This is a genomic window from Streptomyces sp. NPDC056835, assembly GCF_042789485.1.
Taxonomy (GTDB): Bacteria; Actinomycetota; Actinomycetes; order Streptomycetales; family Streptomycetaceae; genus Streptomyces.
In genome coordinates this window covers 328,937-345,590 of record NZ_JBHUBB010000001.1, presented here as the reverse complement: position 1 = coordinate 345,590, position 16,654 = coordinate 328,937, and the positions used below count along the sequence as shown (strand labels likewise).

The window sequence follows — 16,654 nt, the reverse complement described above, 5'->3', positions numbered from 1 at the left end:
TTCACAGCGCCTTCTCCTCGTCGCTCTCGATCACACGGCCCGCGTACACCAGCGCGGCCATCCGCTCGCCCTCCGACCAGGCGACCGGCCCCACTTCGGCGAGCGGCAGCCGCCGCCCCGCCGTGTCACGCCACTCCAGCGAACCGGTCAGCGATTCCGACTCGGGGTAGTCGTCCCCCAGCCAGTACGCCGCCTCCAGCTGTCGGCCGTTCTCCACCAGCGGGCACACCGCCTGGCCGCCGCGCACCCGGTAGCCGAGCGAGACCGCGCGGGCCGTGGCGTGCCGCAGCTGCGCGAACTTCCCGTCGGCGTACGCCCGCCAGTCCTGCGCCGCACCGCGCCCGGTGGCGCCCCCGGCCGCCTCCGGCCGCCGCCACACCTCGCGGAACAGCTGCTCCGCGCCCTGCTCGACCCCCAGCTCGGCCGCGAACTCCCGCAACTCGGCCAGCTCTTCGAGCAGCACCGGATGCGGAATCAGCACCGTCTCCACCCGGGCCGCGTCCAGCCACACCGAATCCCCGTCCAGATCGACGATCCCCAGCCCCCGCGCCGGATCGGCGTTCCGCAGAAAACCGGCACGCTCCGTCTCCGCCGAGCCGTCCGCCGCCACCGGGGCCACGACGAGATCCCGCAACGCCGACTGCCAGGCCGGATCCGGCCACACCCGGGCCAGCAGGGCCACGGGCACGGGCAGTGAACGCACCAGCCAGGTGTCCACCTGCTCCCGGCACTCCCGCTCGTGCCGCCCCAGCCACTCCGCCAACTGCCGCAGCCGTACGACTTCCGCGTCGTCCTTGAGCTTCGGCGGCACCTGCTTCAGCGTGCGCCCCGCGGCGTTCCGGCACAGCACGCGCGTGCCGTCCAGCGCGACGGCATACCCGCCCGTTGTCTCGATCCAGCCCATGGCAGGACCCCTCCCCGACCTTCTGGTTCTGAACTGCCATCACAGTAAGTGAGGGGTCTGACAACGCCCCCGCGCCGTCGGCGAGATGGTGGAAAGCCGCCGTCACCACCGCGCAACCGCCCGGCAATCAGGACCCGCCACGATCGGTTCATGACGGAGCCGGCACACCACCGCATGTCACCCCCACAACCCCCCACACCGGCCACGCGGGAGTCACGGGACAGGGACGAGGAGCCGTTCCCCTTCGACACCGCGGGGCAGCTGCTCATCCGGATAACCGAGCGACTCGGTCACCAGCTCAGCCACATGGCGCGGAACGGGACCCACGGCAACACGCGCGGCGACACCCCCGCCTCCCCTGGTCCCGCCTCCTCTGGCCCCGCCCCCGCGAGCCCCGCCCCCACCGAACCCGCCCCCACCAAACCCGCGTCCACCGGCCTCGCGTCCATCCGTCCCGCACCCACCCTTGTCGTCGTCGCCCACGGCAGCCGCGACCCGCGCGCCCTGCGCACCATCACGGCGCTGCTCGACCAGGTCCGCGAGCTGCGCCCCGGTCTCGACGTACGGCTCGGCCACATCGAGCTCAACGAACCGCGGCTGCCCGACACCCTCGCCGCCCTCGGCGCCGGCCGGGCCGTCCTCGTACCTCTTCTCCTGAGCCGTGGCGTACACATCAAGCGCGACCTGCCCGCGTCAGCCGCCGCCGCACCCCGCCTGCGCACCCGGATCGCCGCGCCGCTCGGGCCGCATCCGCTGCTGGTCGAGGCGCTGTACGCCCGTCTCGTCGAGGCCGGCTGGCCCACGGACCGGAGCGACTGGACGGACCGGAGGGACCAGTCGAACCGGTCGGACCGGACGCGTAAGGGAGACCGGACAGGCCGGGGAGCCCCGGGGCACGGGCGTCGCGGCACCGACCCGACCGGGCACGGCGCCGGGATCGTCCTGGCCGCCGCCGGATCGCCCGACCCCGAGTCGGTGGCGGACACCCGCCGTACGGCCGTGATGCTCAGCGAACGTCTCGGCGGCGTACCGGTCGTCCCCGCCTACGCGTCCGCCGCCTCACCCACCGTCCCCGAGGCCCTGCGCGCCCTCGCCGCCCGGGGCCGCCGGCGCACCGCGATCGCCTCGTACTTCACCGCGCCCGGACACTTGGCCACCCGCAGCGCCGCCGCCGGAGCCGGGCTCGTCACAGAGCCCCGGCTCGCCGCCGCCCCGCTCGGCGCGCACCCGGCGATGGCCCGGCTGCTGCTCCACCGCTACGACGAGGCCCTGGTGGCACCCCTGACGGCGCCGCGCCCGCACAGCCCCGGGGACAGCCTCGGGGAGAGCTCCGGGGAGAGCTCCGGGGACAGCCCCGGGGAGGGCTGCTTTCAGCTGTCGAGTACGGCCTTCATGACGCTCTTCGCGATCGGAGCGCCGAGCCTGCCGCCGGAGATATCCGCACGGGAGATGTCCATGTCCGTGGGGTCGATGAAGACCGCGACAGCGACGGAGGCGTCGCCCTTCTGGCCGTAGGAGACGAACCAGCCGTACGGCACCTCCTGGCTGACATCGACCCCGCGCTGCGCGGTGCCGGTCTTCCCGCCGACCGTGACGCCGTCGATCAGCGCCCTCTTCGCGCTGCCCTCCGCGGCGGTGAACTCCATCATCTCCCGCACCTGTTCGGCGGTGTCCTCGGAGACGGCCCGGCTCTTGAGCGCGGGTTCGCGCTTGTCCAGGCTGGAGAGATCGGGGCCGCGCAGTTCCTCGACGATGTAGGGCTGCATCAGTTTGCCGCCGTTGGCGAGAGCGGCGGTCACCATGGCCATCTGCATCGGGGTGCTGGTGAGACTGCCCTGGCCCATGCCCGTCAGCGCGGTCCCCGGCCGGTCCAGTTTGTCGGGGTAGAGGCTCTTGGTGGCCAGCATGTCACCGAAGTCCTCGGAGTAGACATCGGCGTTGAACCCGAACTTCTCCGCCGTCTCGCGCATCTTGTCCGCGCCGACCTTGGCCGCCGCGTCGAGGAAGACGTTGTTGCAGGAGTACTGCATGGCGGTCTTCAGCGACGCCCTGTCGCACACCTCGTCGCCCGCCTCACTGCTGATCTTGTTGCTGGAGAGCGGCAGGGGATACGGGGAGACGGCGTCGGAGGGGGCGTCGATGTCCGTGATCACTCCGTGCTCCAGGGCAGCGGCGGCCGTGAGGATCTTGAACGTGGAGCCGGGCGGATAGGTCTCCCGCAGAGCCCGGTTGGCCAGCGGCTTGCCCTTGTCGGCGTCGAGCGCCTTGAACCTGTCGCCCTCCTTGAAGGACAGCCCCGCGAAGGTGGAAGGGTCGTAGGAGGGCGTGGAGACGAGCGAGAGGACCTTGCCGGTCCGCGGATCGAGGGCGACGACCGCGCCCCGGGCGTCGAGGTCGGTCAGCCCCTTGTAGGCGGCCTTCTGCGCCTTCGGATCGATGGTGGTGATCACATCACCGCCGCGCGGCTTCTCGCCGGTGAGGACATCCAGGGCACGTCCGAAAGCGAACCGGTCGTCCTGTCCGCTGAGCACCTTGTCGTATGTCTTCTCCAGCAGGGACATGCCCTGGGCCTGCGAGGCGTAGCCGGTGACCGGGGCGTACATCGGCCCGTCGGCGAAGGTGCGCCGGTAGGCGAACTCCGCGTCCGTGACCTCCCGCGAGCCGGTGACCGGCCGGCCTCCCACGATGATGTCCCCGCGCGGCTGCGAGAACTGGGCGATCTTCACGCGGCGGTTGTTCTCGTGGTTGGCGAGGCTGTCGCTCTGGACGAACTGGAGCCAGTTGGCCCGCACCAGCAGGGCGAGTACGAGCACCCCGCAGAAGATGGCGATACGCCTCAGCGGCTTGTTCATCGAGCTCTCCTCTCCCACGCACCCGCGCGGTCACCTCCACGCACTCGCACGTGGTCACACATTCGATCTTCCTGATGCAGATGCCATGTATCGCTCAGCGGTTCCGGCGAGCCGGCATCACCCGCCCCACGAGCCCGCACCCGTGCCAGTCACCCGTGCCGGTCACCCGCAGCAGTCACCCGCGCCGGTCACCCGCACCAGTCACCCACGCCGGTTACCTTCGGTGCATGGCAGGCACCACCGATACCACCACACCGCACCCCCCGGAACCGCCGCGCGGGTACGACGACGCGGCCACCGAACGCTGGGCACCCGAACCCGACAAGCGTCCGGGCCGCACCGCGTTCCAGCGCGACCGCGCGCGCGTACTGCACTCCTCCGCGCTGCGCAGGCTCGCGGGCAAGACCCAGGTGGTGACCCCCGGATCGCGCGGCCAGGAGTGGGACGCCAGCCCCCGTACCCGGCTGACCCACTCCCTGGAGTGCGCCCAGGTCGGCCGCGAGCTCGGCGCGGCGCTCGGCTGCGACCCGGATCTCGTCGAGGCCGCGTGTCTCTCCCACGACATGGGCCACCCGCCCTTCGGCCACAACGGCGAGCAGGCGCTCAACGACTTCGCCGCCGACTGCGGCGGCTTCGAGGGCAACGCCCAGTCGCTGAGGCTGCTGACCCGCATCGAGCCGAAACGTTTCGTCCGCTCCGATGCGGTGGGCACGGGCACGGCCATGGGCACGGGCACGGCCATGGCCACGGACACGCCGGCGGCCGATGACGCCGAGCCCGGCGGCCTGGTCAGCGTCGGCCTCAACCTCACCCGGGCCGCACTGGACGCCGCCACCAAATATCCCTGGCCGCGCGGCGCGCATCCCACCGAGCCCGGCTCGGCGAAATTCGGTGTGTACGAGGACGATGTGCCGGTCTTCACCTGGGTCCGCAAGGGCGCGCCCGCGGACCGTACCTGCTTCGAGGCGCAGGTCATGGACTGGTCCGACGATGTGGCCTACAGCGTCCATGACTTCGAGGACGGGCTGCACGCGGGCCATGTCGACCCCGCCGCGCTCACCTCCGCGTCCGAGCGGAGCACGATCTGGGCGGTGGCCATCGGCCGCTACGTACCCGCGGGCACGGACCCGCGGGAGCTGGCCGCCGCGCTCGACCGGCTGATGGCACAGGAATGGTGGCCGCACTCGTACGACGGATCCGCCGTCGCGCAGTCCCGGCTGAAGGACGCCACCAGCCAGCTCATCGGCCGCTTCTGCGAAGCCGCCGAGGGCGCCACCCGGCGGGCGTACGGTACGGGCCCGCTCACCCGGTACGCCGCCGAGCTGGTCGTCCCGCGCGAGGCCCGGCACGAATGCGCGGTCCTCAAGGCCGTCGCCGACCGCTATGTCATGCAGCGCGCCGAACAGGAGGTCCTCCGCGCCGACCAGCGGATCGTCCTGGCCGAGCTGGCGGGCGCGCTCACGGCCCGCGCCCCCGAGGGGCTCGATCCGCAGTTCCGCGCGCTGTTCGACACCGCCCGCGACGACCGGGCGCGCAAGCGCGTCATCGTCGACCAGATCGCGTCACTCACCGACGCGGCGGCCCGCTCCCTGCACGCGTCACTCACCGGCCGCCGCTCCTCACAGCCCTGATCACAGCTCTGAAACCGCTGAACCGCCCTGACACCGCTGAGCGACCACCGCTGAGCGACCACCGCGCACCCGTGCGGCCCGCGCGGCCCGTGCGGCCCCACGGATGGTCCAATGAGCGATGCTCCGATGAAGGTGGTGCGATGAAGGGGTGACATGCGCCCCTCATGCCTCACGGCTCCTGATCACCGGTTGCAGGAGAGTAGCCGGATCACAGCAGTGAGACATGCCCGTGGAGCGCTCCCTCTTTCGCCATCACGCTCCGTGCGGGACGCTCGCAGATGGCGGCAGCGCGAAGAGGAGGCATCAAGTGGTCGACGCACATCGGACATTTGTCATCGTCGGCGGTGGACTCGCCGGGGCCAAGGCGGCGGAGACCCTGCGTGCGGAAGGGTTTACCGGCCGGGTGATCCTCATCGGTGACGAGCGCGACCATCCCTATGAACGCCCTCCGCTGTCCAAGGGATATCTGACCGGTTCCGAGGAGCGGGACAGCGTCTTCGTGCACGAGCCCGCCTGGTACGCCCGGGCCCAGGTGGAGCTGCATCTCGGCCAGACCGTCACCTCCATCGACCGGGACACCCGGTGCGTACATCTCGGCGACGGCACCTCCGTACGGTACGACAAGCTGCTGCTGACCACCGGCGCGGAACCGCGCCGCCTCGACATCCCTGGCACGGACCTGGCGGGCGTCCACCATCTGCGCCGCCTCGCGCACTCCGACCGGCTGCGCCAGGTACTCGCCTCCCTCGGCCGCGACAACGGCCATCTGGTGATCGCGGGCGCGGGCTGGATCGGCCTGGAGGTCGCGGCGGCGGCCCGCGGCTACGGCGCCGAGGTCACCGTCGTCGAGACCGAGGAGACCCCGCTCCTGCGGGTCATCGGCCCGGAGCTGGGCCAGCTCTTCACCGATCTGCACCGGGAGCACGGCGTACGGTTCCACTTCGGTGTCCGGCTCACCGAGATCACCGGACAGGACGGCATGGTCCTCTCGGCCCGTACGGACGACGGCGAGGACCACCCCGCGCACGATGTGCTCGCCGCCATCGGCGCCGCCCCGCGCACGGCCCTCGCCGAGGCCGCCGGTCTCGCTCTCGCCGACCGCGCGGACGGCGGCGGGATCGCCGTGGACGCCGCGCTGCGCACCTCCGACCCCGATATCTTCGCGGCCGGCGACGTGGCCGCCTTCCCGGTCACCGGCTGGGGCGCCACGCTCGCCACCGACCGGGTACGCGTCGAGCACTGGGCCAACGCCCTCAACGGCGGCCCGGCCGCCGCCCGCGCCATGCTCGGCGAGGACGTCGTCTACGACCGGATCCCGTACTTCTTCTCCGATCAGTACGACCTCGGCCTGGAGTACTCCGGCTGGGCCCCGCCCGGCTCGTACGACCAGGTGGTCGTGCGGGGCGATGCCGGAAAGAGGGAGTTCTGCGCGTTCTGGCTGAAGGACCGCAAGGTGCTCGCCGGGATGAACGTCAACGTGTGGGACGTCACCGAGGACATCCAGCGCCTCATCCGTTCCGGTGCCCGGCAGGATCTGGACGCCCTCGCCGACCCGGGTGTCCCGCTCGGCTCGCTGACCACCTGACCCGGTCCGGACGGCCACGGCGGCCCCGGCCGCGTACCGACGGTCCATGGGTGTCAGTACGTCCCCGTAGAATTCACGCGTGGCCGGCAGGATCAACGATGACGACGTGAAGGCGGTTCGGGACGCGGTCCCGATCGACGCCGTCGTGTCCGACTACCTTCAGCTGCGCAGCGCGGGCGGTGGCAACCTCAAGGGTCTCTGCCCGTTCCACGACGAGAAGTCCCCCTCCTTCCAGGTCAGTCCGAGCAAGGGTCTGTTCCACTGCTTCGGCTGCCAGGAGGGCGGGGACACCATCGCCTTCGTGATGAAGATCGACCATCTCTCCTTCTCCGAGACGGTCGAGCGGCTTGCCGCCAAGGGGGGTATCACCCTCCGGTACGAAGAGGGCGGATACAACCCGGCGAGCCAGCGCGGCGAGCGCACCCGCCTGGTCGAGGCGCACAAGATCGCCGCCGAGTTCTATGTCGAGCAGCTTTCCGGTCCCGAGGCCGAGACCGGCCGGAAGTTCCTCGCCGAGCGCGGTTTCGACCAGGCCGCCGCAGAGCATTTCGGCGTCGGTTACAGCCCCGTCGGCTGGGACCACCTCACCCGCTTTCTGCGCGGCAAGGGCTTCACCGACAAGGAGCTGCTGCTCTCCGGTCTCTCCCAGGACGGCCGCCGCGGTCCCATCGACCGCTTCCGCGGCCGGTTGATGTGGCCCATTCGCGACATCTCGGGCGAGGTGGTCGGCTTCGGCGCGCGCAAGCTGCGCGAGGACGACAACGGCCCGAAGTACCTCAACACCCCCGAGACGTCGATCTACAAGAAGTCCCAGGTGCTGTACGGCGTCGACCTGGCGAAGAAGGACATCGCCAAGGCCAGCCGCGCCGTGGTCGTCGAGGGGTACACCGATGTGATGGCCTGTCATCTGGCCGGGGTCACCACCGCCATCGCCACCTGCGGCACGGCCTTCGGCGGCGACCACATCAAGATCCTCCGACGGCTGCTGATGGACAACGGCAGCGCCCGTGTGATCTTCACCTTCGACGGGGACGCGGCGGGCCAGAAGGCCGCGCTGCGCGCCTTCGAGGACGACCAGAAGTTCGCCGCCGAGACCTATATCGCCATCGCCCCCGACGGGATGGACCCGTGCGAGCTGCGGCTCGCCAAGGGCGACGAGGCCGTCCAGGACCTGGTCCAGCCGCGTACGCCGCTCTTCGAGTTCGCGATCCGCCAGATCGTCGGGCGGTACGACCTGGAGACCCCGGCGGGCCGGGCGGCGGCGCTGGACGAGTCGGCCCCGATCGTCGCGCGGATCAAGAACGGCTCGTCGCAGCACGAGGTCGCGGTGCAGCTCGCCGGCATCCTCGGCATCCTCGACACCCAGTTCGTGGTCAAGCGGGTGGCGCAGATGGCGCGCTGGGCGCGCGACCGCGGCGGCCGGGGCCCGGCGCCCGCCCCGGAGCGCCGCTCGCAGCAGTCGCAGTCGTACGCCGCCCGGACCCCGCAGGGCCCCGCGGGCCCCGCGCTCAATCTCCGCAGCCCCGCCCACCGCACCGAGCGCGAGCTGCTGAAGCTCGCCCTCCAACGGCCCGAGCTGGTCTCCCCGGCCTTCGACGCCTACGGCGAGGACGAGTTCACGGCCCCGCCGTACGCCGCCGTACGCCGCGCCATAGAAGACGCGGGCGGCGCCGAGCAGGGCCTGGGGTCCGCCCCCGAGTATCTGGCGAGGGTCCGTGACGCCGCGCCGAACGACACGGTGCGCGCCATGGTCACCGAGCTGGCGGTGGAGGTCTTCCACGGCAAGACGATCGACGAGGTCTACGCGGGCCAGCAGCTCGTCCAGGTCAGGCTGCGCGCCGTCGACCGCCGCGTCCGCGAGGTGACCGGCACGCTCACCCGGCTGGGCACGCGGCCCGATCCGGACCATTACGCGGCCGTCCAGAAGGAACTGTGGGTGCTTCAGCAGTACGGCCAGTCGCTGCGCAACGACGGCGCCGCCGCCCTGTAGACCCCCTCCGGGGCTCCGCGCGGTAACGGCACGGTTACGTACAGGGCGCAAAAAGTCACCGCACGCCCCTCGTGGCAGCGATATGTCGTACCCCACACTGGGGTGCGGTGCCTGAGTTCACCGGAGCGCGGCCGGCCTACCGACGGTGGGCGCCTCACCCCCGCGGATCCGCTCATCGTGTACGGGACGGAAGGCGGCCCGGCCGTCCTCGTCCCGCTGCCGTACGCCCCCCGCCCCGAACCGGCAGCGATCACCTGGAGGTCGCCCCCCGTGCAGACCCAGACCCAGACCCTCGCCGAGAAGTTAGCCGCGCCCCCCTCAGCACCACCCCCAGCGCCCGCGCCCTCACCAGCGCCCGCGCCCTCACCAGCGCCCGCGCCCTCACCAGCGCCCGCGCACGCCCCATCCGCCGCGTCCTCCGCCGCGTCCCCCGCCGGCCTCGCGCCCGCCGTCCCTCCGCAGAGCCGCGCCGCGCACCACCCCGAGACGGCCGTACGGGAGGCGGAGGCGGAGGCGAGACCTCCCGAGACCGCCGAGGAACCGCTCACCGAGCACCCCGTGGAGGTGCCCCTCGTGCCCGAGCCCACGGGCCGGCCGGGCAGCCGCGCCGACACCGGCGGACCCTCCTCCGATCTCTTCCGTCAGTATCTGCGGGAGATCGGGCGGATTCCGCTGCTCACCGCCTTCGACGAAGTGGACCTCGCCCGCCGGGTCGAAGCCGGTCTCTTCGCCGAGGAGAAGCTGAGCACCACCCCCGATCTGGACTCCCAACTGGCCCTCGATCTCGACCGGCTGGTCGTGCTGGGCCGGATGGCCAAACGCCGTCTCATCGAGGCCAATCTGCGACTGGTCGTCTCGGTGGCCAAACGCTACGTCGGCCGCGGACTGACCATGCTCGATCTCGTCCAGGAGGGAAATCTCGGCCTGATCAGGGCAGTCGAGAAGTTCGACTACGCCCGCGGCTACAAGTTCTCGACGTACGCGACCTGGTGGATCCGCCAGGCGATGTCCCGGGCGCTCGCAGACCAGGCCCGCACCATCCGCGTCCCGGTCCATGTGGTCGAGCTGATCAACCGCGTCGTACGCGTCCAGCGCAGACTGCTCCAGGAGCGCGGTTACGAGCCGACCCCCGAAGAGGTGGGCGCCCAGCTGGAACTGGCCCCCGACCGGGTCAGGGAGGTGCTGCGGCTCTCCCTGGAGCCGGTCTCCCTGCACGCCCCCGTGGGGGAGGAGGAAGATGTCGCGCTCGGGGATCTGATCGAGGACGGCGACGCCGCGTCCCCCGTCGAGTCGGCGGCCTTCCTGCTGCTGCGCCAGCATCTGGACGCCGTGCTCTCCACCCTCGGCGAGCGTGAACGCAAGGTCATCCAGCTGCGGTACGGACTGGCCGACGGCCGGCCCCGCACCCTGGAGGAGATCGGCCGGATCTTCGGCGTGACCCGCGAACGCATACGCCAGATCGAGTCCAAGACGCTCGGCAGACTCCGCGACCACGCCTACGCGGACCAGCTTCGCGGCTACCTGGACTGAGCTCGGAGCGTCGAGACCGGCGCCGCGCCCGTACCCACCCGAAGGCGGAGACGGACGCGGCGCCCGGAATCAGGACCCGTGACCGGCACTCACCGGCCGCGCCGGTCAGTCCACTTCGGCGACCGCCTGCGCGAACTGGGCCGCGTACAGCCGCGCGTACGCGCCTTCCGCCGCCAGCAGTTCGTCGTGCGTGCCCTGTTCGACGATCGCGCCGTTCTCCATCACCAGGATCACGTCCGCGTCCCGGATCGTGGAGAGCCGGTGCGCGATCACAAAGCTCGTACGGCCGTGGGCCAGCCGCGCCATCGCCTTCTGGATCAGCACCTCGGTCCGGGTGTCCACCGAACTGGTCGCCTCGTCCAGCACCAGGATCACCGGATCGGACAGGAACGCCCGCGCGATGGTGATCAGCTGCTTCTCACCCGCGCTGACCCCCGACCCCTCGTCGTCGATCACGGTGTCGTAACCGTCGGGGAGCGTACGGACGAACCGGTCGGCGTGGGCCGCCCGCGCCGCCTCCTCGATCTCCTCACGGCCGACCTCCCGCGACGCGCCGTACGCGATGTTGTCCGCGATCGTGCCGCCGAACAGCCAGGTGTCCTGAAGGACCATGCCTATCCCTGACCGCAGTTCCGCACGGGACATCCGCGCCACGTCCGTGCCGTCCAGTGTGATCCGGCCGTCCGTGACCTCGTAGAACCGCATCAGCAGATTGACCAGGGTGGTCTTGCCCGCGCCCGTCGGCCCGACGATCGCGACCGTCTGCCCCGGGTCCACCGAGAGCGACAGATCGTCGATCAGCGGCTTGTCGGGCTCGTACCGGAACGACACATGCTCCAGCGTGACCCGGCCCTGACGTTCGCGCAGCCGCTCCACCGCGGGGGCGTCGGCCTCCTGCTCCTCCGCGTCGAGCAGTTCGAAGATCCGCTCGGCGGAGGCGACACCCGACTGCACCAGGTTGGCCATCGACGCGACCTGCGTCAGCGGCATCGAGAACTGACGCGAGTACTGGATGAACGCCTGCACATCACCGATCGACAGCGTGCCCGAGGCGACCCGCAGCCCGCCGACGACCGCGACCAGCACATAGTTCAGATTGGAGATGAAGAACATCAGCGGCTGCATGATCCCGCTGTTGAACTGCGCCTTGAATCCGGCTTCGTAGAGCTGGTCGTTCTGCTCGCGGAACGCCTCGGCCGACTCGTTCTGCCGCCCGAAGACCTTCACCAGGGCGTGCCCGGTGTACATCTCCTCGATATGCGCGTTCAGCGTGCCGGTGACCTTCCACTGCTGGACGAACTGCGGCTGCGACCGCTTGCCGACCTTCGCCGCCACCAGCACCGACAGCGGGACCGTCACCAGCGCGACGACCGCCAGCAGAGGCGAGATCCAGAACATCATCACCAGCACACCGATGATCGTCAGCAGCGAGTTGATCAGCTGCCCCATCGTCTGCTGCATGGTCTGCGAGATGTTGTCGATGTCGTTCGTCGCCCGGCTCAGCACCTCACCGCGCGGCTGCTGGTCGAAGTACGACAGCGGCAGGCGCGACAGCTTCGCCTGGATCTCCTCCCGCATCCGGTACACCGTGTGGTTGATGACCCGGATGGAGAGCCGTGTCGACACCAGCATCAGCAGCCCGGCGGCGATATAGACCACCAGCACGATCAGCAGGACCTCGCCCACGGCGCCGAAGTCGATGCCCCGGCCCGGGGTGAAGTCCACTCCGGAGAGCAGATCGGCCAGTCCGTCGTCGCCCTTGGCCCGTAGCCCCTCGATGGTCTGCGCCTTGGTGACACCGCCGGAGGTCTGCCGGCCGATGACCCCCGCGAAGATGAGGTCCGTCGCCTTTCCGAGGATCTTCGGTCCCACGACCGACAGCGCGACGCTCACCACACCGGCCGCGAGCATGCACCAGAGGGTCGCCCGCTCCACGAGCAGCAGCCTCAGCAGCCGCTTGCCCGATCCCTTGAAGTCCATGGACCGCTGTGCCGGGCCCGCCGCCATCATGCGTCCGCCTGGACCGCTCATCAGGCAGCCTCCGCCTCGGTCAGCTGGGAGAGCACGATCTCCCGGTATGTCTCGTTCTCCGCCATCAGTTCGTGATGGCCGCCCGACCCCACGATCCGCCCCTCGTCGAGCACCACTATCCGGTCGGCGTCACGGATGGTGGAGACCCGCTGGGCGACGATCACGACGGTCGCCTCCGCGGTCTCCAGCGCCAGCGCGCCGCGCAGCGCCGCGTCCGTGGCGTAGTCCAGCGCCGAGAACGAGTCGTCGAACAGATAGATCTCCGGCCGCTGCACCAGCGTCCGCGCGATCGCGAGCCGCTGCCGCTGACCGCCGGAGACATTCGTGCCGCCCTGCGCGATCGGCGCGTTCAGCCCGCCCTCCAGGGCCGCGACGAACTCCTTCGCCTGGGCGACCTCCAGCGCGTGCCACAGCTCCACGTCGGTCGCGTCCGGATTGCCGTACCGCAGATTCGTCGCCACCGTCCCGGAGAACAGATACGGCTTCTGCGGTACGAGACTCACGGTCTTCGCCAGCAGCACCGGATCCAGCTCGCGCACATCCTGGCCGTCGACGAGCACTTCCCCGCCGGTCGCGTCGAACAGCCGCGGAATGAGCTCGAGCAGCGTCGACTTGCCGCTGCCCGTCGACCCGATCACCGCGGTCGTCTCACCGGGCCGCGCCACCAGCGACACCTCGCGCAGGACGGGCTCCTCGGCGCCGGGGAAGCGGAACTCCGCGTCCCGCACCTCCAGATGTCCGTGCCGGCGCAGCTCCCGCACCGGGTTCTCCGGTGGTACGACGCTCGAACTGGTGCCGAGCACTTCCTCTATGCGCTCGGCGCACACCTCGGCGCGCGGCACCATCATGAACATGAAGGTGGCCATCATCACCGCCATCACGATCTGCATCAGATACGCGAGGAACGCGGTCAGCGCGCCGATCTCCATCCCGCCGCTGTCGATCCGGTGCGCGCCGAACCAGACGACGGCGACCGACGACAGATTCACGACCGTCATCACGGTCGGGAACATCAGCGCCATCAGCCGGCCGGTCGACAGCGCGACATCGGTCAGCTCGGTGTTTGCGCCCCGGAAGCGCTCCTTCTCGTAGTCGTCCCGTACGAAGGCCCTGATCACGCGGTTACCGGTGATCTGCTCGCGCAGTACCCGGTTCACCGTGTCCAGCCGGGTCTGCATGGTCCGGAACAGCGGCCGCATCTTCCTGATGATGAGGCTCACGGAGATACCGAGCAGTGGGACGACGGCCAGCAGCACCGACGACAGCGGGATGTCCTGGCCGAGCGCCATGATGATGCCGCCGACACACATGATGGGCGCGGACACCATCAGCGTGAACGCCATCAGGACCAGCATCTGGACCTGCTGGACATCATTGGTGGTGCGGGTGATCAGCGAGGGGGCGCCGAAGTGACCCACCTCACGGGCGGAGAAGCTCTGTACCCGGTCGAAGATGGCGGCCCGCACATCCCGGCCGAGGGCGGAGGCGGTCCGCGCGCCGTAGTACACGGCGCCGATGTTGCAGATCACCTGGACGACACTGACGGCGATCATGATGCCGCCGAACTCCAGGATGTAGCCCGAGTCCCCCTTCACCACACCGTTGTCGATGATGTCGGCGTTGAGGGTGGGCAGGTAGAGGGTGGCGCACGTCTGCAACAGCTGGAGCGCCACCAGCAGGGCTATCGGTCTCTTGTACGGGGCGAGATGGGCTCGCAGAAGTCGTAGCAGCACGCGCAGTCTCTCGGGGTCGGCTCGGGATGAAGGTCGCGAGAACGGGGATCAGCCCCCATCTTGCGGTACCGCCCCCGCCGAGCCCCATGGGTTTATGTCCAAGGACGGGTCAAGAAGGACGGGTCGAGAAGGGAAAGCGCGCTCCGGCCGCCCCGACAGCGCTCCCGCGCGCGCTCCGCCCCACCGGCCCGCCCGGCCGGCCCGCCCCGCTCAGCCCCCGTGCCCGAACGCCCCGGGGTGGATCTGCTCCCGCGTCGCCGTGTACTGCTGCCGTACCGCCGTGCCCACGGCCGCGTCCTCACCCGGCTCGAACACCTGGGCCGCCGCGCCCTGCCAGGCCGGCGGGTTGTGCGGGGAGAGCGACCCCTGCGAGACGCCGAGCGCCCAGGCCGCCTGCCGCGCCGCCCCGATCGCGGTGTAGTCGGCGGGCTGCGGTACGACCACCTGCGCCCCGAAGATCGCCGGAGCCAGGGCCTGTACGGCGGGCAGCTCGGCGGCGGCGCCCAGCAGGAACACCCGCCGCACCTCCACCCCCCGTCCGCGCAGTACGTCCATCGCGTCGGCGAGCGAGCAGAGCATCCCCTCGAACGCGGCCCGTGCCAGATGCTCCGGCTTCATCGACTCGCGCCGCAGCCCGGTCAGCGTGCCCGCCGTGTGCGGCAGCTGCGGGGTCCGCTCGCCCTCCAGATACGGCAGGAACACCAGCCCCGAGGAGCCCGGCGTGGACTTGAGCGCCAGCGCGGACAGCTCGGCCAGCTCCGCCGTCCCCAGCAGCTCCGCCGTACCGCGCAGCGCCCTGACGGCGTTCAGCGTGTGCACGACGGGCAGATGCATCCCAGTGGCGTCCGCGAAGGAAGTGATCATTCCGGACGGGTCGGCCGCCGCCTCGTGATGGACGGCCATCACCGACCCGGACGCCCCCAGCGACACCACGGCGTCCCCGACCGCGACGCCGAGCCCGAACGCGGCGGCCATCGTCTCGCCGGTCCCCGCCGAGATCAGCAGCCCCTCGGGGGTGGTCCCGGCGGTGTCCGCGGGGCCCAGGACCTCGGGCAGCGCGGCCTGGTGCCCGAGCGCCAGCTCCACCAGATCCGGCCGGTACGCCCCCGTACGCGCGGACCAGTAGCCGGTCCCGGAGGCTCCGCCCCGGTCGGTCGTCCTGCGCGCCGGGCGCCCCAGCAGCTGCCAGACCAGCCAGTCGTGCGGCTGGAGCACCAGCGCGGTGCGCCGCGCAGCCTCGGGCTCGGTCCGCGCCAGCCAGCGCAGCTTGGCCACGAGCTGACTCGACTGCGGTACGGACCCGACGGCCTCGGCCCAGGCGTGCCGTCCGCCCAGCGCGTCGATCAGATCGGCGGCGGCGACCTGCGCGCGCTTGTCATTGCCGACCAGCGCGGGCCGTACGGGGTTTCCCTGCCGGTCCAGCGCCACCATGCCGTGCTGCTGCGCCGCCACCCCGATGGCCTGCACGCCCTCCAGCAGCCCGCCGGACGCGGCCTCGCCGAGGGAGAGCAGCCAGGCCTGTGGATCGACCTCGGTGGCTTTGGGCTCGACCGGATGGGCCGCGTACCCCTGCCGCAGCACGGCACCTGTGTCCGCGTCGCAGACGACGACGCGTGTGAACCCGGACGAACTGTCCAACCCGGCGACTATTCCCATGACACCCGATTCTGCCGCACGCGCGGCACCAGGAGCGCTGCCGGGACGCCCCGGGGGTCCTGATCCGGGTCAGGTATTGCTCGTACCCCAGTCGTCCTGGCCGTTCTGGCTCCGCTCGCGCAGGGAGCGCACCCGCTGGGCGACGGAGTCGGGGAGCTTGTCGCCGACCATGCCGTTCACCGAGTGGTACGCCTTGCCCGCGACCTCGCGGCCGGTCTGCGCGGCGGACTCGGCCGCGTTGCGCACCGCCGGGTTCTGCGACACCTGGCGGGCCGATTTCTTGAGCTGCTCGTAACGCTCACGGCCGGCGCGGGTCCCCAGGACATATCCGCAAGCCAGTCCCGCGATGAATGTGAGGCGGTACCGCATGGCTGCCACCCTTCCCTCTTGGCGTCGGAGTCCCCAGCGTCAGCGTCGGACCGTAGGTCTGTGCTCTGCGCCTACCCCGTCGGGGCCCGGGATCACCCGGCGTACCCCGGGTCGATACCGATTGGCAAAGCACCCCCCTGCTTGCGCTAATGTATGTGTCGCAGCGAACGCGCGCCGCCCGGGAGGACCGGGGTAGGTACGTTCGGTGCAGACGCAGCAATCCCCTGTAGCTCAATTGGCAGAGCAGCCGGCTGTTAACCGGCAGGTTACTGGTTCGAGTCCAGTCGGGGGAGCGCGATCCCCTGTAGCTCAATTGGCAGAGCATTCGGCTGTTAACCGGAGGGTTGCTGGTTCGAGTCCAGCCGGGGGAGCG

10 protein-coding genes, 2 tRNA genes and 1 pseudogene are annotated in these 16,654 nt (G+C 70.8%); 7 read left to right on the top strand and 6 right to left on the bottom strand.

The annotated features are described in order from the left end of the window. Window position 1: 1 nt before the first annotated feature. A complete protein-coding gene (locus ACFRMN_RS01580) occupies window positions 2–904 on the bottom strand; it encodes a DUF4132 domain-containing protein (protein ID WP_383011570.1) in 903 nt (300 codons plus the stop codon). A gap of 150 nt (window positions 905–1,054) precedes the next feature. Here ACFRMN_RS01580 and ACFRMN_RS01575 point away from each other — a divergent pair. Further along, window positions 1,055–2,194, top strand: a pseudogene (locus ACFRMN_RS01575) (sirohydrochlorin chelatase); the annotation flags it as partial. 80 nt (window positions 2,195–2,274) lie between these two features. On the opposite strand, the gene ACFRMN_RS01570 reads toward ACFRMN_RS01575, so the two are convergent. After that, complete coding sequence (locus ACFRMN_RS01570) at window positions 2,275–3,756, bottom strand: peptidoglycan D,D-transpeptidase FtsI family protein (protein ID WP_383011567.1); 1,482 nt, start codon at window positions 3,754–3,756, stop codon at window positions 2,275–2,277. Window positions 3,757–3,983: 227 nt separating this feature from the next. Here ACFRMN_RS01570 and ACFRMN_RS01565 point away from each other — a divergent pair, with 227 nt between their 5' ends. The 4 genes from ACFRMN_RS01565 (at window position 3,984) to ACFRMN_RS01550 (ending at window position 10,492) form a co-directional block, all read left to right on the top strand. Continuing rightward, on the top strand, window positions 3,984–5,387 hold the full coding sequence (locus tag ACFRMN_RS01565) for a deoxyguanosinetriphosphate triphosphohydrolase (protein WP_383011564.1): 1,404 nt from the start codon (window positions 3,984–3,986) through the stop codon (window positions 5,385–5,387). A 307-nt stretch (window positions 5,388–5,694) separates the two neighbouring features. Continuing rightward, window positions 5,695–6,972, top strand: a complete 1,278-nt coding sequence (locus tag ACFRMN_RS01560) for an NAD(P)/FAD-dependent oxidoreductase (protein ID WP_383011561.1) — start codon at window positions 5,695–5,697, stop codon at window positions 6,970–6,972. A 79-nt stretch (window positions 6,973–7,051) separates the two neighbouring features. Continuing rightward, entirely contained in the window at window positions 7,052–8,962 is a 1,911-nt protein-coding gene (dnaG, locus tag ACFRMN_RS01555) for a DNA primase (protein ID WP_383011559.1), read from the top strand. Window positions 8,963–9,232: 270 nt separating this feature from the next. Then, window positions 9,233–10,492 carry an RNA polymerase sigma factor gene (locus ACFRMN_RS01550; protein ID WP_383011556.1) on the top strand — a complete coding sequence of 420 codons (1,260 nt, stop codon included), beginning with the start codon at window positions 9,233–9,235 and terminating at the stop codon, window positions 10,490–10,492. Window positions 10,493–10,597: 105 nt separating this feature from the next. Here the strand turns inward: ACFRMN_RS01550 and ACFRMN_RS01545 are convergent, their stop codons facing one another. The 4 genes from ACFRMN_RS01545 to ACFRMN_RS01530 all read right to left on the bottom strand — a co-directional run bounded on the left by ACFRMN_RS01545 (window position 10,598) and on the right by ACFRMN_RS01530 (window position 16,281). Beyond that, the gene (locus tag ACFRMN_RS01545; RefSeq protein ID WP_383011553.1) at window positions 10,598–12,523 is read right to left on the bottom strand and encodes an ABC transporter ATP-binding protein; all 1,926 of its coding nucleotides are present in this window, start codon (window positions 12,521–12,523) and stop codon (window positions 10,598–10,600) included. Further along, the gene (locus tag ACFRMN_RS01540) at window positions 12,523–14,256 is read right to left on the bottom strand and encodes an ABC transporter ATP-binding protein (RefSeq protein ID WP_383011550.1); all 1,734 of its coding nucleotides are present in this window, start codon (window positions 14,254–14,256) and stop codon (window positions 12,523–12,525) included. Before ACFRMN_RS01540 ends, ACFRMN_RS01545 begins: the two co-directional genes overlap by 1 nt. Before the next feature lie 210 nt (window positions 14,257–14,466). Continuing rightward, the gene (locus ACFRMN_RS01535) at window positions 14,467–15,912 is read right to left on the bottom strand and encodes an FGGY family carbohydrate kinase (protein ID WP_383011547.1); all 1,446 of its coding nucleotides are present in this window, start codon (window positions 15,910–15,912) and stop codon (window positions 14,467–14,469) included. Between the two features lie 69 nt (window positions 15,913–15,981). Next, complete coding sequence (locus ACFRMN_RS01530; protein ID WP_383011544.1) at window positions 15,982–16,281, bottom strand: YtxH domain-containing protein; 300 nt, start codon at window positions 16,279–16,281, stop codon at window positions 15,982–15,984. 220 nt (window positions 16,282–16,501) lie between these two features. Between ACFRMN_RS01530 and ACFRMN_RS01525 the strand changes: the two genes are divergently transcribed. Then, a tRNA-Asn gene (locus ACFRMN_RS01525) sits at window positions 16,502–16,574 on the top strand. Window positions 16,575–16,579: 5 nt separating this feature from the next. Further along, window positions 16,580–16,652 (top strand) — tRNA-Asn (locus ACFRMN_RS01520). Window positions 16,653–16,654 lie beyond the last annotated feature (2 nt).

What these genes read in the sequence shown, in the direction of transcription:
- ACFRMN_RS01580 (WP_383011570.1), bottom strand. Translation starts at nt 904, where the DNA reads ATGGGCTGGATCGAGACAACGGGCGGGTATGCCGTCGCGCTGGACGGC.
- ACFRMN_RS01570 (WP_383011567.1), bottom strand. Translation starts at nt 3,756, where the DNA reads ATGAACAAGCCGCTGAGGCGTATCGCCATCTTCTGCGGGGTGCTCGTA.
- ACFRMN_RS01565 (WP_383011564.1), top strand. Translation starts at nt 3,984, where the DNA reads ATGGCAGGCACCACCGATACCACCACACCGCACCCCCCGGAACCGCCG.
- ACFRMN_RS01545 (WP_383011553.1), bottom strand. Translation starts at nt 12,523, where the DNA reads ATGAGCGGTCCAGGCGGACGCATGATGGCGGCGGGCCCGGCACAGCGG.
- ACFRMN_RS01535 (WP_383011547.1), bottom strand. Translation starts at nt 15,912, where the DNA reads ATGGGAATAGTCGCCGGGTTGGACAGTTCGTCCGGGTTCACACGCGTC.
- ACFRMN_RS01530 (WP_383011544.1), bottom strand. Translation starts at nt 16,281, where the DNA reads ATGCGGTACCGCCTCACATTCATCGCGGGACTGGCTTGCGGATATGTC.